Origin of the sequence: Leuconostoc sp. UCMA20149, from assembly GCF_030400235.1 — a bacterium.
Lineage (GTDB): Bacteria > Bacillota > Bacilli > Lactobacillales > Lactobacillaceae > Leuconostoc > Leuconostoc pseudomesenteroides.
Window position 1 is genome coordinate 1 of sequence record NZ_VJYC01000008.1, and the last position, 19971, is coordinate 19971.

At 36.7% G+C, this 19971-nt stretch carries 22 protein-coding genes and 1 pseudogene; 2 read left to right on the forward strand and 21 right to left on the reverse strand.

Annotation, left to right across the window (positions count from 1 at the left end; translation table 11 throughout):
* The 19 genes and pseudogenes from FF105_RS07300 to FF105_RS07390 all read right to left on the reverse strand — a co-directional run.
* Positions 1 to 230, reverse strand: a pseudogene (locus tag FF105_RS07300) (helix-turn-helix domain-containing protein); the annotation flags it as partial.
* Between the two features lie 87 nt (positions 231 to 317).
* Positions 318 to 2840, reverse strand: a complete 2523-nt coding sequence (locus FF105_RS07305) for an ATP-binding protein (RefSeq protein WP_290046541.1) — start codon at positions 2838 to 2840, stop codon at positions 318 to 320.
* Positions 2841 to 3394: 554 nt separating this feature from the next.
* Positions 3395 to 3916: an antirestriction protein ArdA gene (locus tag FF105_RS07310; RefSeq protein WP_290046542.1), complete on the reverse strand. Its 522-nt coding sequence runs from the start codon at positions 3914 to 3916 to the stop codon at positions 3395 to 3397.
* Between the two features lie 31 nt (positions 3917 to 3947).
* A complete protein-coding gene (gene uasX, locus FF105_RS07315; protein ID WP_290046543.1) occupies positions 3948 to 4787 on the reverse strand; it encodes a serine-rich aggregation substance UasX in 840 nt (279 codons plus the stop codon).
* Between the two features lie 18 nt (positions 4788 to 4805).
* On the reverse strand, positions 4806 to 5024 hold the full coding sequence (locus tag FF105_RS07320) for a hypothetical protein (RefSeq protein ID WP_228934907.1): 219 nt from the start codon (positions 5022 to 5024) through the stop codon (positions 4806 to 4808).
* An 83-nt stretch (positions 5025 to 5107) separates the two neighbouring features.
* On the reverse strand, positions 5108 to 6874 hold the full coding sequence (locus FF105_RS07325) for a KxYKxGKxW signal peptide domain-containing protein (RefSeq protein WP_290046545.1): 1767 nt from the start codon (positions 6872 to 6874) through the stop codon (positions 5108 to 5110).
* A 55-nt stretch (positions 6875 to 6929) separates the two neighbouring features.
* Positions 6930 to 7364, reverse strand: a complete 435-nt coding sequence (locus FF105_RS07330) for a TcpE family conjugal transfer membrane protein (RefSeq protein ID WP_228934912.1) — start codon at positions 7362 to 7364, stop codon at positions 6930 to 6932.
* Between the two features lies 1 nt (position 7365).
* Complete coding sequence (locus tag FF105_RS07335; protein ID WP_099045090.1) at positions 7366 to 7629, reverse strand: TcpD family membrane protein; 264 nt, start codon at positions 7627 to 7629, stop codon at positions 7366 to 7368.
* A 12-nt stretch (positions 7630 to 7641) separates the two neighbouring features.
* Positions 7642 to 8613 carry a conjugal transfer protein gene (locus tag FF105_RS07340; protein WP_290046547.1) on the reverse strand — a complete coding sequence of 324 codons (972 nt, stop codon included), beginning with the start codon at positions 8611 to 8613 and terminating at the stop codon, positions 7642 to 7644.
* 5 nt (positions 8614 to 8618) lie between these two features.
* Positions 8619 to 8918 carry a hypothetical protein gene (locus tag FF105_RS07345; RefSeq protein ID WP_004903385.1) on the reverse strand — a complete coding sequence of 100 codons (300 nt, stop codon included), beginning with the start codon at positions 8916 to 8918 and terminating at the stop codon, positions 8619 to 8621.
* 25 nt (positions 8919 to 8943) lie between these two features.
* The gene (locus FF105_RS07350; protein WP_290046550.1) at positions 8944 to 10131 is read right to left on the reverse strand and encodes a replication initiation factor domain-containing protein; all 1188 of its coding nucleotides are present in this window, start codon (positions 10129 to 10131) and stop codon (positions 8944 to 8946) included.
* Entirely contained in the window at positions 10112 to 10435 is a 324-nt protein-coding gene (locus FF105_RS07355) for a hypothetical protein (protein ID WP_228934918.1), read from the reverse strand. The genes FF105_RS07350 and FF105_RS07355 overlap by 20 nt, the downstream gene beginning before the upstream one ends.
* 42 nt (positions 10436 to 10477) lie before the next feature.
* Entirely contained in the window at positions 10478 to 10750 is a 273-nt protein-coding gene (locus FF105_RS07360) for a hypothetical protein (protein ID WP_290046552.1), read from the reverse strand.
* A 126-nt stretch (positions 10751 to 10876) separates the two neighbouring features.
* Complete coding sequence (locus tag FF105_RS07365) at positions 10877 to 11965, reverse strand: ATPase, T2SS/T4P/T4SS family (protein ID WP_290046554.1); 1089 nt, start codon at positions 11963 to 11965, stop codon at positions 10877 to 10879.
* Entirely contained in the window at positions 11959 to 12405 is a 447-nt protein-coding gene (locus FF105_RS07370) for a hypothetical protein (RefSeq protein WP_290046556.1), read from the reverse strand. The genes FF105_RS07365 and FF105_RS07370 overlap by 7 nt, the downstream gene beginning before the upstream one ends.
* A 21-nt stretch (positions 12406 to 12426) precedes the next feature.
* A complete protein-coding gene (locus FF105_RS07375) occupies positions 12427 to 13134 on the reverse strand; it encodes a hypothetical protein (protein ID WP_228934926.1) in 708 nt (235 codons plus the stop codon).
* A gap of 81 nt (positions 13135 to 13215) precedes the next feature.
* Positions 13216 to 13368: a hypothetical protein gene (locus FF105_RS07380; RefSeq protein WP_290046558.1), complete on the reverse strand. Its 153-nt coding sequence runs from the start codon at positions 13366 to 13368 to the stop codon at positions 13216 to 13218.
* A 518-nt stretch (positions 13369 to 13886) separates the two neighbouring features.
* Positions 13887 to 14171, reverse strand: a complete 285-nt coding sequence (locus FF105_RS07385) for a hypothetical protein (protein WP_290046560.1) — start codon at positions 14169 to 14171, stop codon at positions 13887 to 13889.
* A gap of 34 nt (positions 14172 to 14205) precedes the next feature.
* The gene (locus FF105_RS07390) at positions 14206 to 14448 is read right to left on the reverse strand and encodes a helix-turn-helix domain-containing protein (protein ID WP_290046561.1); all 243 of its coding nucleotides are present in this window, start codon (positions 14446 to 14448) and stop codon (positions 14206 to 14208) included.
* 170 nt (positions 14449 to 14618) lie between these two features.
* On the opposite strand from FF105_RS07390, the gene FF105_RS07395 reads away from it, so the two are divergent.
* Positions 14619 to 15299 (forward strand): S24 family peptidase, encoded by a 681-nt coding sequence (locus tag FF105_RS07395; protein ID WP_290046563.1) that lies wholly within the window; start codon positions 14619 to 14621, stop codon positions 15297 to 15299.
* Positions 15300 to 15435: 136 nt separating this feature from the next.
* The gene (locus tag FF105_RS07400; RefSeq protein WP_290046564.1) at positions 15436 to 16569 is read left to right on the forward strand and encodes a tyrosine-type recombinase/integrase; all 1134 of its coding nucleotides are present in this window, start codon (positions 15436 to 15438) and stop codon (positions 16567 to 16569) included.
* Positions 16570 to 16971: 402 nt separating this feature from the next.
* Here FF105_RS07400 and FF105_RS07405 read toward each other — a convergent pair whose 3' ends face one another.
* Positions 16972 to 18123: a thiolase family protein gene (locus tag FF105_RS07405; RefSeq protein WP_147651191.1), complete on the reverse strand. Its 1152-nt coding sequence runs from the start codon at positions 18121 to 18123 to the stop codon at positions 16972 to 16974.
* Positions 18120 to 19406: an AMP-binding protein gene (locus tag FF105_RS07410; RefSeq protein WP_147651189.1), complete on the reverse strand. Its 1287-nt coding sequence runs from the start codon at positions 19404 to 19406 to the stop codon at positions 18120 to 18122. The genes FF105_RS07405 and FF105_RS07410 overlap by 4 nt, the downstream gene beginning before the upstream one ends.
* Positions 19407 to 19971: the final 565 nt, after the last annotated feature.

Consider the following 19971-nt stretch of genomic DNA (forward strand, 5'->3'; position numbering starts at 1 on the left):
GTCTGTGAGTGTGTTACACGATAATTCAATACGGTCATTTTGAATTCTGGTGAATAGACTCTGTGATTTTTAGACCCAATTGATCCAGTTATCAGAAACTCATCTCGCCACTCAGAGATTGCTTGGTTACTCTTAATATCATATTTTTTGATTAACGTACGTAAACCAGTTTGACCAGACAGCCATTCTTTGACAACCGTTAGTTTAAATGCATTTGAATATTTAGACATAAGAATACCCGATAACTTTCTGAACAGATTTTTATTCTGTCCAAGTTATCGGGTTCACATCACTATCGACTGTTCTATTTTAACATATTAGCGATAAGCTTTTTCGGCTTGTGCCGTGTCACCAGCTTTAACCGTCTGATAGGAACGTTGCATAGCAACCAATGGCTCATCAACCGTTATTTTTTCAACTCGTCCATAAATATCTTTCATGAAACACTGTCCCATGACCATATTGCCTAATTCTTTGATGTTGTCATCATTAACTGGTAAGCCAATATGTTGTAAAATATCTGGCTGTTCCTTATCCTCATCAAAGGCAAATAAAACACCAAAATTATCACTTTTAACATCATGAACTGATTGTGTCACGGGAATTAACAAGTTATTGGCAGAACGTCCAATACGTGCCATTTCATTAAAAATACGAATACCAATATCAGACGTTGTAAACGTCCAGGCTTCATCAAATATTTCAACCGTTTTCTCGTCATAATCCCGTGTCGCAAACGTCCGACTAAAGACCCCTAACACCGTCATCACAATCATACTTGCCACCTCAAACTCAGTGTAATCCTGTGTCGATTTGTCATGTTGTGGCAATGTCAATCCTGCTGTTTCAAGAATAGTGATCCGATTATTTAACTTCAAACCCTCACTTTCACCATGTGAAAAGACCAATGATAGTGAACTACGAGTGACCTTTCCTGACAAAAACTTAGCTAAATGCTTCACGTCATCATCTTCATTTTTGGCTAATTCTTCAATCACATCTAACATACCAACTGTTTCACCAGCTTGTCGTTTTTGAATAATTTTATTAATGGCTAGATCTAATTCTGTTTCGGCAATTAACGAACCATAATCACGGTAAATTTGTTTAAAAATTTCTTGCACCGTCGCTTTTAAGCTTTCTTCGCCTGACTGCGTTTGTCCCATTGTATGACGAACATCAATCACTATAAAGGGATCTAAAACACCATAGTTTGTATTATCAGAAACATCAAGCGTCACAAAACGCACATTATTCAATAATGTATATTCATCTGGATAGTCTTCTTTAAAGGTCTGATCATTTAATACCGCTGAATACCATTTACGCATTTCCTGCTTAGGATCAAAATAGATTGCTTTGGCATTTGAAAGTTGAATAATTTTCAAAATAATTTTAGTGAGGTAAGACTTTCCTCTACCTGTTTTACCCGTAATCATAATATTAGGGCTGGTTGTGCTGGTGGATCCGTCTAAAATTTCGTTGGTAATCAACGGATTAAAAAAGACCAAGCGCTTTGAACTGTCTAATGCGTCTTGGGTGCTATTGGCAACTGTTTTTGGCGCACCACGTCCAATATAAAAGCCAATATTACTACCAACTTGTTGATTGACCGCAAACAACAACTCACCGATACCCTCACTGGTCAATAATTGTACCCAATAGCGGTTTTGGGACACATCAGACCCCATTAAATCGTAATAGAAAAGACGTTTTTGTTCACCGATTGGTTTCACAATATTTACGTCAATACTCCTAAATGATTCTATTAAATTAGCAACACGATCATGTAGCGTTTCAATATCTTCCGCTGATACCGTAAACGTCACTAAAGTTGAAAAGAAGTTTTTCTTTTCTGAAATATGATCGTTTAGCACTTCGGCAATTTCAACCGTATTATCATCTTTACTAGAAGAAAATCCCTCTGCTTGATAACGCTCTTTCACATTATTACTAGCAGTCTTTAACGATTGACCAGCACGAACCGATAAGCCATAGATACCCTCAGACTTATAATAATGTGCTTTGAAATTGATGTCGATTGGATAACTCATATTTTGTACTAGTCGGAATAAATGAAAGCCTGTGATGTTTTCTGGCGTTGTCGATAACACTAATTTGGCAACATAACGCACATTGTCATCATTAACCAATTTAACGTAGCCACTGACTGCCCCGTCATCAATCACCGTATCACTTAATTTGAAAATATCACGTTCTTGTCCGACTTTTCTAAAATCATGTAGCTGTCCCTGGATAAAATTATTACGCATTAAATGCACTAATTCATCAGTGGTCAAACGCCTAGTATGATCCAAATAACCAACTTTTTCATAAGCCTTTTTTTCACTAGGTCTAAAGTCATCAAACAATTTTTCATCAAATGGCTTTTCATAATTAAACCAACCAGCCAACTCATCTACAAAATTATTCATAGCATTAGTGGCTTGTTTAATCACTTTACCAGAATTTTGATTATGTAATTTAATACCCAAAACAAAGCGCTCAATTGTTTGTGAGACACCAGTAGCAGTGATTGCACTAATTTCATCTACAATCATTTGAACGGGTGTATCACCCATATCTGTTGCCAAAGAGGGCTGTAACTCTTTATAACGATTAACCAAATCTAAATCACGATTATAAAGACGCAACTCAAAATCTTCAAAATCAGCGAGACGATCAAATAACAAACTCAATTGTGTCTGTCGTTTTGAAATACCCTCCTCATCATTATCTGAAATACTTAGTGCTTCAATGTTAAAATACGCCCAAGCTTGATTGTCCTGGGTTAATAAAATATTATCTTTGACGGCTTTAAATGGTACTGCTAGTTTCATTGATGTCCCCTTATTTTTTATTTGTTATGTACCTACAAAGTCAAAGCTTTGTAGTATCTTCAATTGACAATAGCGTTATAATATAAATCAGTTAGTTAAGTTTGTCAGCAACGCTCAAAAATATCTGAAATCTTCCTTTTATGAATATATGACGTTTTCATCATCCAATGACTTAACTAACTTAACTACTGTTGTCGCATCAACAGTAGTTTTTTTTAATGACATTAACTCATGTGATTATTTTCTCTATTTAGGTGTATAATCGTTTCTGTTGGGTAAGAAGCTCTCTTTTCGTTTTACAAAATATAATGCTAACTTTTCTTACCCATTTTTGACCACTGACCTCATCATCAGTGGTCTTTTTTAATAGACAATCACTTTTTTTGTATCTTCCAACACAAAACCATTCTTAATACGCCACCTGATTTGAATTAAACCGTTCGCATCAAAATAGCGCAATTCAAGGGTAGTTTTGAGATACGTCCACTTAATATCAGTGACATTAAGGTCATAGAGATAAGCATTATATATCGCTTTAAATTCGGCAACTAACACTACAACTCTACATAATCGCCATGAGGTAGCTTCGTGAAATCACCACCCAAAATCAGATCATGTCCGTACTTCTTAAAGTCAAAATAGGTCTCAATCTCATCATTGGATAGTTGACCAACACCACCACGCCTTGCGATCACTTCGTTGGCTAAGTCATCTTCATCTTCTGCCTTAATAATCACTAAATTCTTAACTTGATTATCAATTGTGTTGTCAAGTAAGACTAACCCTTGATCATATAAATCAGCTAGAGTTTTTTCATCAACACCATCTTCAACCGCTCTTTTAGCGCTCTCAACCATGTTATTGAGCTTAACAATTGACTCATAAGGATCTATTTTAAATGGTGCTTCATAATCACTAATCATGATTTCTTTGTTACCAGTATCTGATCCAATCGCGCCTTTTTCAGTTAAAACTTGTGTTACCCGACTAGGTGCCACTGGCAATGTAAACCACTGACCAAGAGACGGTACATTCACAGCGCCAACAAATATTTTAATTTCACTAAACTTAATCATTAAAAAAACACCCCCTTTAGGTGCGAACTCATCAATTTTTAAAACGTTTGAATATCAATGCCAATGCGCCTGTCATTGCCAAAATGCCTGAAATAGCACTTAAAATGCCAATTGATGATTTTGTTTGTGTTGCATGTGTTTCTGGTAAGGCTTTAGCAACAGCGTCATCTAGCTTTTTCTTTGCTTCAACCACCTTAGCATTGCTAGCGTCCTTATCATTAGCTGTTAACGCTTGATTATAGGCTTCAACAGTACGGGCGACACTAGGAACACTAGCGACTTGTGTTGGGACTGAAACAACATTACCAGTGCTATCAGGCGTTACTTCAACTGGTTTAACATGATTAGTTTCACCATTATCATTCTTATCAGGTGTTGTCGGTGTCAAAGGTACTGTGTTATTATAGCTTGATGAACTCGATCCACCAGCGTTTGAATTATCTGTCCCACCATTATTTGATGATGAGCCACCTTGATCACTTGATGAATGTGATCCACCATTATCATCTGGCAATGTTGAACCATTATCATCATCATCACCTGGTGTTGGTGTTGGCGTATCAGTACCACTATTATCATCCGATGAACTCGATCCACCATTGTCTGATGATGAACTTGAACCTGTGTCGCCACCTGGCAAATTGCTATCATCATTATCTGAAACATCATCACTTGATGATGTCGTACTTGCCACTGGATCAACACTAGACGTTAAGGCGACTGCTTTTACTTGTGGCAATACAGTAGAAGTGGCTTGTACTGATTGTGCGGTACTAGTATCAGTTGTTGGTACAGTATCAGCGTTGACTGCTTGATGACCTAATGCCAAAGCCCCAAGCACTGACCCTGCGATTAAAAGTTGTTTTTGCATTTCCCATACTTCCATTTCTTAAAATTTAATATCTTTAAACAAAGACAAATCACGATACAATTGGCGTAAATCTTTTGTGAATGTATCAATTGCTTCATTACACTGTTCTACCGTTTGATGATTTTCAACATTAGCCACCAAAATAGGTAACGAATGCACTGCCATATCAACTAAATCTAACTGTGACTGTAAGTAATTGATACGTTTCTTCACTTCCTGATTAGTACTCAATGACATAACTGCCCCCTTTTACATTATTTGGGCTTCACACCCCATTTGGCTATATTCTGTGATAACGTCACGACCAGCAGTTAATCTAATTAGTTTTGTTTCTTAAACTTTTTGCTAATTGCACCAAGCAAACCTAGACTAGCAATACTTGCCATAATACCTAATACCGCACCGCTACCTTGCTCTTTAGCATTGGTATGTGGCAAAATACTTGCCGTCTCAACTGCCTTTGGTGTGGCTGGTGTTGCAGGCGTTACTGTCTTTTCAACCTTAGGTGTCTTTTTGATGTTGTAATAATGCACATCCACTTTTTGTACCTGTGGCTTATCAGCCGTTGGCATATCTGCTACAGTAATCTTATGAACACTTGCCTTTGGGGCAACTGGTGCTGTTGGCTCTTGTTCATACGTTGGTGACTTTGGTGCGACATTAGTATTTTTAATCTGCCAATCAACTTGACCATGAGTGTTCCAAATCCAGTTATCATCAACGGTTAGGAATTGAATAGCCGAACTTGTCGCATTCGGTGCCAAAGTAAACGTCTTGTTAATTGCAGTCGTTGAGTTGATGTTCTTAGTAAAGGTCGTATTGCCGTCATGATAAACAGAGAACAATTCCTTACCATTCAAATCATAAACATGGAAGTTAATGTTTTGATTAACAGCCGAGTTTTGATAATAGTTCGTATAGGTGTATGAGTACAACTCAATTGATGAAACGGTGATTGTTTCTGAGCCGTCACCATTGGCAACGACTTTCCAATTAACCTTACCTTTCAAAACACCATGACCAATCACATGCACACCGTCATTCATATCGTGTTCAAGCGTAAATTCGCCTGTCTTTTGATTAACAGTAGAAGTCATAAAGGTTTTGTATTGACCGCTTGAAGCGTCCGTTTGTGTCTTAGCACTCATACTAATTTCGGTATTAACCGCTTTTTCAAACTCTGCCACTGCCTTATCATAAGCTGCTTTTTTATCAGCGTTTGCCTTATCAACGGCTGCCTTTTTGGCTTGATAATCAGCGACTTGCTTTTGATATTCAGCCGTCAAGTTAGCCAATGTTTGTGCGTCTTGATTTTGAGTTGCCACACCGTCCGCAATCGCTTTATTGTACAAGTCAATGTTATAAGCCATTGCGTCTAACAAGTCCTGCCCTTCAAGTCCTTTCAATGACTTGTATTCTGGAGCAGTCTTTGACACTTCAACACTGACATCAATTCCTGCCTGCTTGGCATTGTCAACTTCTTTATCTAAATCAGAAGTTGACTTGTCAATATCTGCCTGTCCCTTTGTCGTAGCGTCTTTTTGATCAGTTGTTGCTTTATCATAGGCTTGATCATTAGCTTGTTGCTTTGCTGTAGCGTCTTTCACTGCTTGATCCTGCTTGTTCAAATCAGATAGCACTTCATTTGTTTTTGATGAAGCGTTGTCATCATTGATTGTGACATCAGTTGTCTTACCAGTTGTGACATCTACACCAGCTTTTGAAGCCGTATCTGCGTCATTTTTAACTGTATCTTGTGCCTTATCGACACTATCCTTTGCCTGGTCTTGTGTCACACTAGTACCAGCAGTTGTTGGCACTGTACTTTTTTCAGCGGTTGAAGAAACAGTGTCAGCCTTTGCCGTATCATCAGTCTTAGCCTGATCAGTTGATGAAGCAGTCAATTGCACTTGCTTATCATTTTGCGTGGTATCAGTCGCTGTCACTGCTTGTGTATCAGCGTTTGAAACGGTATCAGCGCTTACTTGTGTGGTGGTAGCACTCACAGCAACACCAGCTACTGCAACGGCCCCAATCACCCACAACTTACCTGATTTATACAACTTGTACGTCTTTGAATTTTCCATAATTTTGTAATTAAAAAGCGCTATTTTTAGCGCTTATCCTTTCTGATATTTAACGTCAATCACGACTTTTAGATTTTTGAATAATAATAGGCGTGTCTGCCATGTGACTAGCTTCAAAATAACCAGTCGGCAAAACATGATCATGATAATAAACCGTTCGATTGAGTATTCTTTTAATACCAAATGTCGCGATTGAAACGGCATACTGCACTAGTCCTAAGCCGTCAGGCTTCACTCTATTTGATAAAGAGACGATCCCGATAGGCATGCCAATGTATGCACCCACATAAACTAATTTACCTAAGTCTGAATTAGAACGATAAAAGGCTTGCAAAGGCTCATGCAAAATAAAATAAATCACGATAAACGAAGCTATAAATATAACCGCTGGTTTCAAACTAATGCCAACAGGTAAACTCTTATCTTCTGAAATTTTGCGAATAACAATATCTTGCTTCAACGCCTTTTGATAGTTATAAACTTCTGCCATATTAACTAAATAGATTTTTAAAGATACCACCAACAGAATTAAGGACAGTATCTGGATTTTTAACAACAAAGTAGACTAAACCACCAATTGCAATACTGATTACTAATTGTCCAATTGACCCTTTGGTAAAATGTTTAAGTACTAAGTACATAATAACCATAGCAATACCAGCTGACACCCAGCCAGCTACTTCTTGTTGAAGACCTGTAAAACTAATGGATCCTGTGGGAATTTGAAACATAAAATTTGTTACGATTGCTTTCATCATAACCTCCTCTTAATTTAGTAGACCGCCTTGTGTATGGATCATTTTAACCACATAATAGGTTGATCCGTTTGGCGAAACGGTCAAGGTAATCTGTTCTGAATGTTCAAGCTTTGTTTCTGTATCTGTCAATGTCAAAAGGTACTTAATATTCATGTTAGCTTTTGAACCTGAAACACTAACTTGATCAATACTCTTAACAGCGTATTGTCCCTCTAGTCCCTCTGGCTCTTTCATGATTAACGACATATCACTAGCTTTTGAACTCACATACTTCTCACTAAAAGCTTGTACAAACTTTTGAATTTTATCACTGCTTGCCAACGTGGCATTATTGGTGTCATCTTGATCAATCTTGCCAACATGACCGACAATATCTTGTTCGGTTGTGGCATAAGGTAACGCCAAAACAGTGTACTGCCCTGCTTTTTGAGCAAAAGGCAAATTAAAAACGCGAATAATTGTATTTTTATCATTGCCAACGGTATAGCCGACTTGATATTGTGCAATCTTCACGTCATTTTTGGTAAACGTATTTAATAATCTGGATCCCACATACGTCTCTTTTTGGGAGTCCTGATTATCATAAATGGTGCTACTAATATTTGGTGCAAAATACTTTTTTAAGGGTTTCAAACGTTTTTGCTTATCATCATCATTATCTGATTGTGTGAAATAGGTTTGAAAAAAGCCTTGTGCATAGCGATTAAGACTAGGTGAATAAACACTTTGTCCCATACTAGCTTTTTCTAGCTTATCATCATACGTTTTCATCTTAGCAATCAGCTTATGATTAGTTTGGCTCACGTTACTAGCTTTAATAAAGGCAACCGCACCACTCAATCCAACTAACACCAGGGCAATTTTAACAAAACGCCTAATCCATTTGCCCCGTTTTTGGACTTTAGCATAAGGCAATGATTGATCAGGTTTATCACGAGATTTGACATAACCTTTTTTGATTGACTTTAACTTATCAAACACAAATTTTACATACCCCCAAACCGATCTACTTTTTGCGTAATTTCCTCGGCTAAATTGATAACGTTATCCGCCACCTTTGGCAATGACTTGTATTGTTTGTTCAACACAGACAAGTTACGGCGTAAGCTAGCAAGATCATCACCAATTAAATCACTCCACTTTGGATCATTTTCCATGATTTCCTTAGCTTTGTTCACAGCAGCATACAAATTAGTGTCTTCAATTTTTGACAATGCCTTAAAATTAGCGACTTCGGTTGCAGTAGCGCTAAGTGCTTTTTTGAATTGTGTTCCTTGTTCTGACATCTGTGTGTCCTCCAATTTTTAACTTTTAAAAAGGTAAGTTGACCTTTTCAGCAACTGACAATAATTTCTTTTGACGCGGACTTAATTCTGCGTCATCAATAATTTCATCTATCGTTTCTTGACCAAAATATAAGATCAAGGCCTTTAGCGTTGGTGCAACTTGGGTGATAAACCAATCAAGTGAACGCGCCATAGATAAATCGACTGGTTGCGCAACATACTCAACAACACTAGCCTGTTGCAAAAAGGCACGCCACGGCGCCCATTGCTGTAACTTGTCAATTTCTTTCTTATCCATTTTATCGACAGGCACCTCATAAAATCTGACGTACTCTTGCAAATAAGCAAATAATTCGGGTCCGACTTTGCGGGTTTTGACAAGGTGCTGGGCTAATGTTTGTGCACGATCTTGTTTTAATTCAATTTCATAACGGTTTTTAATCCCAATGTCTTCATGTGGGATATGCCGTTTAGTTGCTTGTTCCTTGTCTTTTTCATAAAAACGAAAGAACACTTGACCACTACGAGAACCAAAGTACATGGTTGCACCACCCGATTGACCATTACCAATAAAGGTTGGCTCACTTCTAAATTTTTGCGTGTAGCGTTTGGCTTCAACAATCTTGTAGAGATCGAAAATATTAAAAATTCGTTCCATATCGTTAAAAGCGTAATCAATTCGTGTCACATGACCACCGTTATCCAAAGCAAGACTTAGAAAATCAAAGATATTTCTATCCTGTTGCATGAGCATATTTTCCAAAATACGTATGCCTTGTCCTGATACCGTAATCAAACTCTCTGGCGCGTCTTTTTTGCCATAAACCGTAATAAAGGCTTGCCCTGCAAAAGCGTAGGTAATTGAGTAACCAAAACGTCCACCGTCACGTTGGATAAATAAATCATATCCTGACTGTAAAAGCGTCTTGACTAGCCATTCCGCTGTACGCATTTTAAACGAAATACTTAAATAATCCAGCCATAAACTCATACCGTCTGCATTCAACAGCACTCTTAACGTATGCCTTTGATCAGCATTCAATAATCTGGCAATCACTTCATCACTAGCTTCAATTTTTTTGATGTAAGTTGACCGTGAAACATTAAGAAACAAAGCAATTTGAACCTGCGATAAATCTAACTCTTTACGAAACGCCACTAAATCAATTCCTCTAGTAACTTCATAATCTAACTTAAAATATCTCTCTGACATGTTTTACTTGTTTGTAAATAACGTCCCAAACCTGCATACGATCCATTTTTTCATCAACAGACTTTGTAGCAAACGTCATGTACCAATCACCCTCTCCTTTCTGGTAGACCTGTTCTGGATCCACGATAGTCCCCAATGCAAGCGCTGGGGGTAATTTATCTAATGCAACTTGATATACCCGTGTATCAATGACATGTTCGTCAAGAAAATGACCAAATAAAAATGCATAACCTGTATTATGCGTTGTGCCATATAATTCATTTGGTAGAATACCAAGATATTGATATAACAAATCCTGTTTCAATAACCTCTTTTCTGTTTTTATTAGTCAAATTTAATATTAAACCTATTTTTTATCACTATTTTTTAATTTAAAAACAAATTTACACACTGCTTTTAAATCGCTGTAAATCAACGCCCCGTAAGAATGAGGGCTTTTTGCCTGTTGGCTTTTCTGTAAATTTACCCCCCCTATTAGTAATTTGGGGGATTGGCAAATTTGATCAAATGATTGTACGTTATTCAGCGCACAATCGGCTACAAAGACACAACGGCACGTAATCCCCTTTTCAAACGCCACCAGTCGCGCACCAGCAGAGCTGGGCGCTTCCTTTTCCACAGCAGAGCTGTTCCATGGCTGAAAAGGGTCAACGTGCCGTAAGTGCTTTGCTTAACGCCTCATGTACCCCGACTGCCTACAATCACTAAATCAAATTAGACCTGCCAAATAACTAATAGGGACTAACTAAAAGTTCAATTCTACATATTTAGCGCTTTTACTATCCAAAAAGTCCTTAATTTCACCCATTGGCTCAACTGGATTTGCTGGATATTGCTGACCTAATTCATCAAAATATTTAAACGGAACAAAATCTTTAGGAATAACAGTCGCAAAAAACGATCTTGCTTGCCCTGGTGTCATAGCTAAATAACCCCAACCCTTTAAATTCTTTGAGAGTTCCTTAAATTGCACTTCGTCAACATCATCAGGGAACATCATAGTCAGTCCACTAGATTTCATCTTACCAAGTGCCACACGGAATTGAAATTGATCACGAGACGCACTACCAATCGTATCAGCTGTTGGTTTCTGCATAGCAATAGCTACAAAGTAACCTAATTGACGACCTAACATAGTAATTTGTCCCAATATTTGCTGGATCGCTTCACTTTCGTTATATTTCAAACCAGAAACGAACGCACCAAATTCATCAAAAACAAAAAAATGTGGTTTCAATCCATACTTACGATAGTTCCCAACATTTTCTTCTAAATTATCATTCAACAAATCATGATATTCACGACCACGCTTAATCATTTCCAGATAAAAACGATAAAACGATTTTAGAATACGGTCACGACCATAAGACACACGATATTTAAGTGAAGCAGTTTTACCAAGCACTGATAAATCAGTCTCTTTTGGATCCGCAACATCAACAATCGCACCACTTTTAATCAGACCATTCAGCAAACTAAACAAAAAGAATGATTTACCAGAACCCGTATCACCAGAAATAAGTGCCTGGGGATATTTTTCATAATCCCAAACCACACCTTTCATAATTTCAATCGTATGATCTGTTATGGTCATGTCAGATAGCCCTAAGCGTAATCCCAACGGATTAGAAATAAAGTCAAATGACTTAAACCCAAAAATGTCATTTGTTCCCACACCGTCAGCAAACAACATAGCCGACATAGGCTGTGAAATACGTCGATCACGAAAACGATCTTGATACTTTTGTCCGTCCATTGGTAAATAGATTGAGAAACCAACCTTTCCATTGTTCTTTAAACTGACTTTTGGCAGCTTAATTTTTTGTTTTACCAATGCCAACCACCTTTCTCACCACTCAAATTGAAACTCAAACGGTGTTCTTTTTCATCAACTTCCTTGACTAAATAATATTGATTAGCAATCAACCAATTAGATAAGCGTTCTAAACGAAAAATAGTCGCCCAGAAGCCTTGAAATTGATAAGTCTTCCAATACCAGTAACTAGCACCAAGCACTAAGACCACCATAGCAATCAAAGTTACATAAAGCCCTGGTAACAAACTATTCACAAAAGCAAACCAATCAACTTGTGTGACCAGTGCTTTTGTGAAACTTACCAGCCCTTTACTAGGTGGCATACTTGCAAGTAACCGAAAGATAATCGTGATCAAAAATATGACAACTGGCACCAGTCCAATCGCAATAAACACATCACGCCTTAAATGCCTATGCCAATAACGAACACGGAAACCACGGGGAAATAATTTACTCATTGATTAACCCCTTTCCTAACATTACTTTGCTTTGCTTTCAGCGGGCTTAGCAGGTGTTTGTGGCTTATTGTCAGCGCTTGCCTTTGAAATGCCACTAGCAGAGAAGAACAAAACATCTTGATCTGGATCATCATTAGTTGAACCGTCAAACAACGATACCACCAAATTTTCAAATTCAACCTTATCAAATGGCTTAAATGCACCCTCTGGGAATACGCCCACAGGAACACGAACTGTTAATGCCTTACCATTTTCATCACTCACACGAACATCTTTAGCAATCAAATCACCAACACGGGAACCACGATCTTGTTGTTCCTGATAATTCAAAGTTTCAAAGACATCACGAGTGGCACCATACATAAATGAACCCGTAAAGAAATCTGTATCAACAACAGGGAAATACTCACCCTTAACCACAACCATAGTACGCGCTGACTCATTTGCCCAGGTAGTCGCTACTGTTTCATTCTCTTTCTTAATAACAGCGGTCAAACCAGAAACCTTAGTCCGTGAACCACCAATTGGCACCAAATCTAACGTCATATTTTCAAAATTCACAACATCTTTTGGCTTCAAACCCTCTGGCAACTTACCAACTGGTGTAACAGTCAAGGCATCAGCGTCTGAACCTTCAATCAAAAACTGTGGTCGTCCATTATCAGGTGTTCCTAAATACAAAAACTTCAAGTTACCCTTTTCAGGTAACAACTTCAACATCTTACTCATAAAAATCAAAACTCGCTTTCTTAATCAAAATAAAAAGAACACTCTAGATTAAATAACCAAAATGTTCTTAGCAACAATACATTAAATTTTAGTCTCAACCGACACATGGAACTCATACTTACCAGCCAATGGCTTTAAATCAGCTAACAATTCTGCATGTTCCCTTGATGTCATGAGACGTTGATAATCACTACGTACGACGAGAACAAATTTTTGTTTGTCATCATCCATCATTATCGTCCTTTCTTTCACTAAACTCCATCATCAAAAAACTTATTATCTTATAAAAATTAAAATCAAAAATGTAACTATACTTTGATCTTTAGCTACAAATTGCACGCTCCACATTCACACTGCTTCATGGCACACTAAATAAACCTAAAATCGAATAAAACCTTATTCTCGGACACCATTGATATTCTATTTATCTCATTGTCCTTGGATCCCCTGACATCAACCAGACGATTACGGTGTTTTAATAGTGCAACGTCAGAACTCAAATCAAAGTAACGCTGCGACCCGAAATCAATCGACCCTCCGTAACTATCGCTACAATTTCAACAATAACTTGCCATGTTTAACCTTAATTTTTAACAAATTATTGTTTTTTCCATCAAAAACCGTTATGCTAAAGGTGCAAACTTTTAAACGAATGATGGTTATCTTTGTAACTTGATATTCAATTATTTGGGGACACTTATGTGTCCTTTTTTATTTCACAATTAAACTTGTGATTCTACTAGTTACAAAATTTAATGATAATACTCAATGTGATCTTCTAACCATTTTTTTACCGCTGCCTTAGGATAGACAGTTGATTTAACACCGGTGGCTGCATCTTCTATCTCAATGTGCGGTAACTGATATCTAATACGAGAAAAATACGTTCTACCAAGACCTGTTTCTGCGGCAGCTTGGCTATCAGATTTCCATACAATCACATCATTTTGACGATGAAGCTTGTCAAGTTCTGTTATTTGTTGAGAAAACAATTTTTCCATATTATCTATTACATCATTTAATTCAACTTCAGCCATAAAATACCTTGCTATCTCAATGGATTACTACTTCCTAACTTTCTATATACTGTATGACCGGATCTTTATTACGATTAAACCGTTTTCCAGGACAAAAAATAAGCTCATCATAACTAACATTAAAATATTTCTCAATATTCCTAAGTACGGCTGTACTGGGAACAGTTCTCCCCTGTTCATAATTTTGCCAAGTTCGTTTAGAAATACCAACAATTCGAGCCATTTCACGTTGGTTTAGATTAAAGTTAGCTCGAAGAGCTTTCAACGTTACCTTCATGTCTTCTCCTTTCTGAACAACCTTATTATATTACGGTTAAATCGTAATGTCAATAGAAAATAATGATCGAGACTAGTTTGGTTTGATTTATTTACGGTTTGGCCGTATAATATTAATATAAAATCACTTGAAAGGTCAACGTTATGAGCTCATTAGGCAATAAAAAAATTATGTCGCAAAATATTTCTCGACTAATGAAATCAAAGGGTGTAACACGCAACAAAATGTCCGACGATTTAGCAATTAGTTACACAACACTGACTGACTGGATAAAAGGCAATACTTATCCGCGAATTGATAAAATTGAAATGATGTCAAAATATTTTGGTGTGCCAAAATCAACCCTTATCGAATCCGAAAATTCGTTAAATATTAGTGATAAGGTAAATGCCATTTTAGCCAACCTCTCTATTACCCGCCAAAAAAAGGTATTAGCTTATAGCGAGCACCAATACCAACTACAAAATAGTCAACCACGACTTTTTAAGCGTCCGAAACAAGATATTGAACTATACGGTGCCGTCTCTGCTGGCACAGGAGAATATTTGAGTGACGAATATCGAGAAACCATCTCATATGACGGTATCGTGCCTGATCATGATTATGCAGTTATCGTCAATGGTGATTCGATGTTACCCTTATTTGAAGACAAGCAGATAATTTTTGTCAAAAAAAGAACCGATATTCGCTCAGGACAAATTGTTATTGCAAACTATGATCAGCAAGCTTATGTCAAAAAGTTTGTTAGTGATGATAGTGGCGCACGGTTTGTTTCACTCAATAAAAAATATGATGATATGCCCATTAATGCCAACCATGAAACATCAATTTTTGGAGTGGTTGTTCTTTAAAAAAAAAAGCTTAAAAATATTCTAATATTATCTTTAATTTATCTCGATATTAGTCCACATGGTCATGACTATAAACTGCCCTACTTCCTAGTTAAACACCTTGCTATCGTTTAAAATACAGGAAGGATAACAAAAAATGAGGTACACATATAAGAAAGAACGACGAGACCCACAAATACAAAGCTATATAACTACACAAGGCAAAAAATGGCGAATAAAATTTTCAATTACCGTACGCAACCAAAAGAAATTCATTGAAAAAAACGGTTTTAGATCTTTTGACGAAGCTAGGGCGGCTAAACAAGATCTCTTGAATCAAGTTTCAACAAATTTTAATAACAAAAACATCACCGTATACGAATATTTCAACCAATACTGCCAGGAAAAAATTGACAATGGTTCTTGGCGTTATACAACATATAAACAAAGTACTTATATGTTTGAAAGAAACGTATTTCCTACGTGGGGAGAGTTTAAATTAAAGGACGTAACACGTCTAGACTATCAATCATGGATTACTAAGTACGCAAAAACAAAAAGATATTCAAAAAATTACATGCGCTTACTTAACGGTCTTGTTGCAGGAGTATTTACTGATGCAGTTCTAAATGATGTAATAAGCAAAAGTCCTATACAAAAGATAAAAGTATCTGGCTCGCCCTCCAGGGACACTTCGATTACACGTTCAGAATTTAACACTGTCTTCAATTTCATTAAAGATTCAGAAAGATTAACACTCCAACAAAGAACAATGGCTTTGTTAACACTTATTGGACTACGTCACGAAGAGATTATGGGGATAAGAGTTAAGTATGTCAAACAAAACATGTTAGGCATTTTTGAAACTATCAATATACATGGCCAAGTTTCCACACCAAAAACCTCCTCATCAAATCGTTGGGTCCCAATGCCACCGATTATTGAAGAACATCTACAGCAATGCATTCAACAGTCGAAGTTGGTATATGCATCTAACAACTTGATCATGTCAAAAAATAATCTGATATTTGTCAATCATTTAGCAAAACAAGTACGATATTCTGAGCTATCAACAATATTCAAAATCATAAGTCGCGAAACGAATATACATGTTTGGCCACACAAAATGAGACATGCATTTTCAACCATAGCTTTCGGTATACCCGGATTGAATCCTAAAGACATCGCAAACATTCTGGGCCATTCAAAAATTGATATGTCATTGTATTATAATAACGGTACTAAAGAAGGGCAAACAGACGCAATGGAAAAAATCATAAGCCTCTTCTAGCTCCCAACTTTTCCCCAACTATGTATGAAATATATATGCAATTTAGTCAGTATATTAAATTAAAAACGTGATAAAGCCGCAGTATTATACATTATATATGCTGTTTGCTTAAAACTTTATTATTATACCATCTCTTGACATTACTGCCAAAAACGACCTGCCAAAAATTTTCCAGAACAAGGACCGTACAACAGAAATAGCTTTTAACTACCAAAGAATTTTTCTGGCATATGTATGTCTCGGACAATTCCTACAACCTCCTAATACTAATTTTTGAATCAATCAAAAAAAGTTGACGATTATCACCATGGAGAATAATCGTCAACTTTTAATGTTAATAAGCATCTAATTATAAGAGCAACTTAATCGAAGTGAATGCTGTGGTTTTATAATAATCCACAGTCATTTTTGCCAAAATTTATTACCAATCAAAACACTGACACCCATGCCGCCCGCAACGCACAATGTAATAATCCCTAGAGCCGGCCGATGCAAACGGTTTAAACTATTTAATAAACGTGATACCAAAATGGCACCTGTTGCCCCATAAGGATGACCATACGCTAGTGCACCACCCAAAGGATTCAGTTGCTTCTCTGAAATGCCGAGTTGATCACAACATAGTATGGCTTGCACTGCAAATGCTTCGTTCAGCTCAACTACATCAATATCAGATATGGTTAGATGAAGCTGTGATAATAGCTTTTTTGTCGCCATTATGGGAGCAATTATAAACTCATTGGGGGCAACACCTACTGTAGCATGATCTAAATAATACCCTTGCGCATCTTTTACTTGATGACAGTCGCTTAAAAATGTTGCAGCTGCTCCATCATTGATTGGACAGCTATTACCCGCTGTCACTGTCCCATGTTCTCGAAAAGCCGATTTAAGTTGAGCCAATTGTTCCACGGAAGTATTAAAACGTGGACATTGGTCTTGATCAACTATGTGTTGATCAAGATCAAAAGGTATAATTTCTTGAATTATTTCTTTTCGTTCAAATGCTTTTTTAGCTTTCATGTGACTTTTGTAGGCGTATTCATCTTGCATGTTTCTTGAAATATGGTATTTTTCACCCATATTTTCTGCAATAATACCCATGTCTAAATCTAATTGCCCTTTGGGCACCATAGGAAAGCGCTGCATTCGCTTATTTGTCTGACTATCTATAATAGGGTTGGCAGTTGATGTACTTTCAACTCCACCTGCCAAAACAAATCTTGCATCCCCACTAACAATACTTTGAACGCCAGATATCACAGCCATCAATCCAGATGCACATTGACAATCAATAGTATAGGCCGGTGTGGCAACTGGTAATTGTGCTGCTAAAGCGCACCTTCGGGCCAAATTACCGCCTAAATTAGTAACGTTACCTAAAATGACTTGATCAATCTCTTTCTTTGACCAATGAGGGACGGTTGCTATTTGCTGTTGGATCAATTGTGAAAATAGCTCTTCTGGTGTTTTGTTGACATAAATGCCGTTAATTTTTCCTATTGGCAATCTTTTAGCGCTAACAATAACCGCTTTTGGTACTATTTTTCTCATTGAATTTTTCCTTGTTCATATAAATATAGTATTTGTTGTCTAGAAATCTTATTATTGTCAGTTTTTGGAATTTTATCAACACTAATATATTTTGAAGGTAATTTATATGCTGGTAAAACATTAGCTAAAATTTTATCTAATTTTTCTGTGTCTATTAAATGAGTTGTCGTCATCACAATAATATTTTCACCGTAAATCACATTAGGCGCGCCAAAAACAACTACTTCATTTAAATATTTTTGTAAATACTTTTCAATTTCACTAGGATAAACTTTATTACCACCGTGATTAATAACATCACTTTTTCGCGCGTGAATGAATAACAGATTGTTTTGTAAAGTCCCAACATCGTCTGTAATGACCGAATTCCGAAAATCATCACCAATATATCCACTAAATAAATAAGGACTTTGCACTATTAATTCTTCGTTGTTGGTAAAACTAACATTTACATCAGGAAACAATTGTCCTACACAGCCATCTTTCTTACCACGATTAAGCAACTGCCAAGCAACTAGGCTCGTTTCTGAAGAGCCATACAATTCATATAATTTAATTTGTGGATGTTGTGCCCGCCATTTTGCTACCAATTGATTCGATATTTCGCCACCACAAGACACAACACCCAAAATATTATAATAGTTAAGCTCATATTTAATTCCAGACGACAAATAGGTAGGCACAGTGAAAAGCAACGTTTTTATGCCACTTGTTTGCTTTGATGACTTATTAAAAATTTGGAAGGCTTTTCCCAAGTATAAACTCAACAGTAGTGTGTGCATTCCAAGTGATGTTGACATTGGACTTGTGGTTGTCAGAAAACAATACTCATCTAGTTTATATATTTCATTACAAATTTCAAAACCTCGTTGCCAAGATTGCCAATTCCGTTGATAAATTTTTGGTGTTCCAGTAGTACCAGATGTTGCCCCACAAAATAAATAGTTATTATCATTATATTGTTGGTCATTATCATTGTTATCATGATCTGTTATAAATTGCCATTGATTTGCCACTCTAAGCAGTATTTTATCGATTCTATCTACATCATGTTTACTAATTACAACAGGCACACGTTTAGCGTAGTGGGTAGCAATAAATTGAGCAATAAATAACAGGCTTTCATCAGCAATTAAGACAATGTATTTTTTTTTAAAAGAATATTGTTTTAGCAATTCACGAGCATATTGAGCCAATTCGTCATAATTAAATTTTTCCCCTTCCACAATAACAGCTGTTTTGGTGCCATAATTCGACACCAGTTCGTCAAAATCAAAATACATGAATTAATCATCCTCTTTTTATAGCAGGTTATCAAAAAATGATGATTTGTGCAAATATGGTAGTGTATCATTATAGTATTGATAGAAATGAGCCGATTCGAAGTAATCGACCGCCGGCTTTTTCTCTACGTCATTTATAGCCTTTATCAGCTTATTTTGAAGCATAATCCATTCGCACAACCAAGCACAAGCGCATCTCGATTTAAATAACGTAATACTGAATTATTGCAGTTATCTGCGGACAATTACGTTCGTGTAAATCCTAAAACAAACGAAAAAGGAATAATTTAATCTATTTCTTTTCATCATCTTGGCGTGCTTCTTCGATCAAGTAAGCTATTAAACCTGTAACACTCATGCCTTTAAAATCAGCATATTTCTTTGCTCAAGCCATTGTATCATCTTATTCACTTAAAATAGTTACGCTGATGATTCATCTCCTTTTGTAATGATTACATTTGTAGTTAGCTCGAATTCGGTATAACCCTGTTTGGTATTGTCAAGAATTGACACACGATTGTTGAATATTAGGTCCTTAATTACTGCACTAAAAAAACGCCAGTAG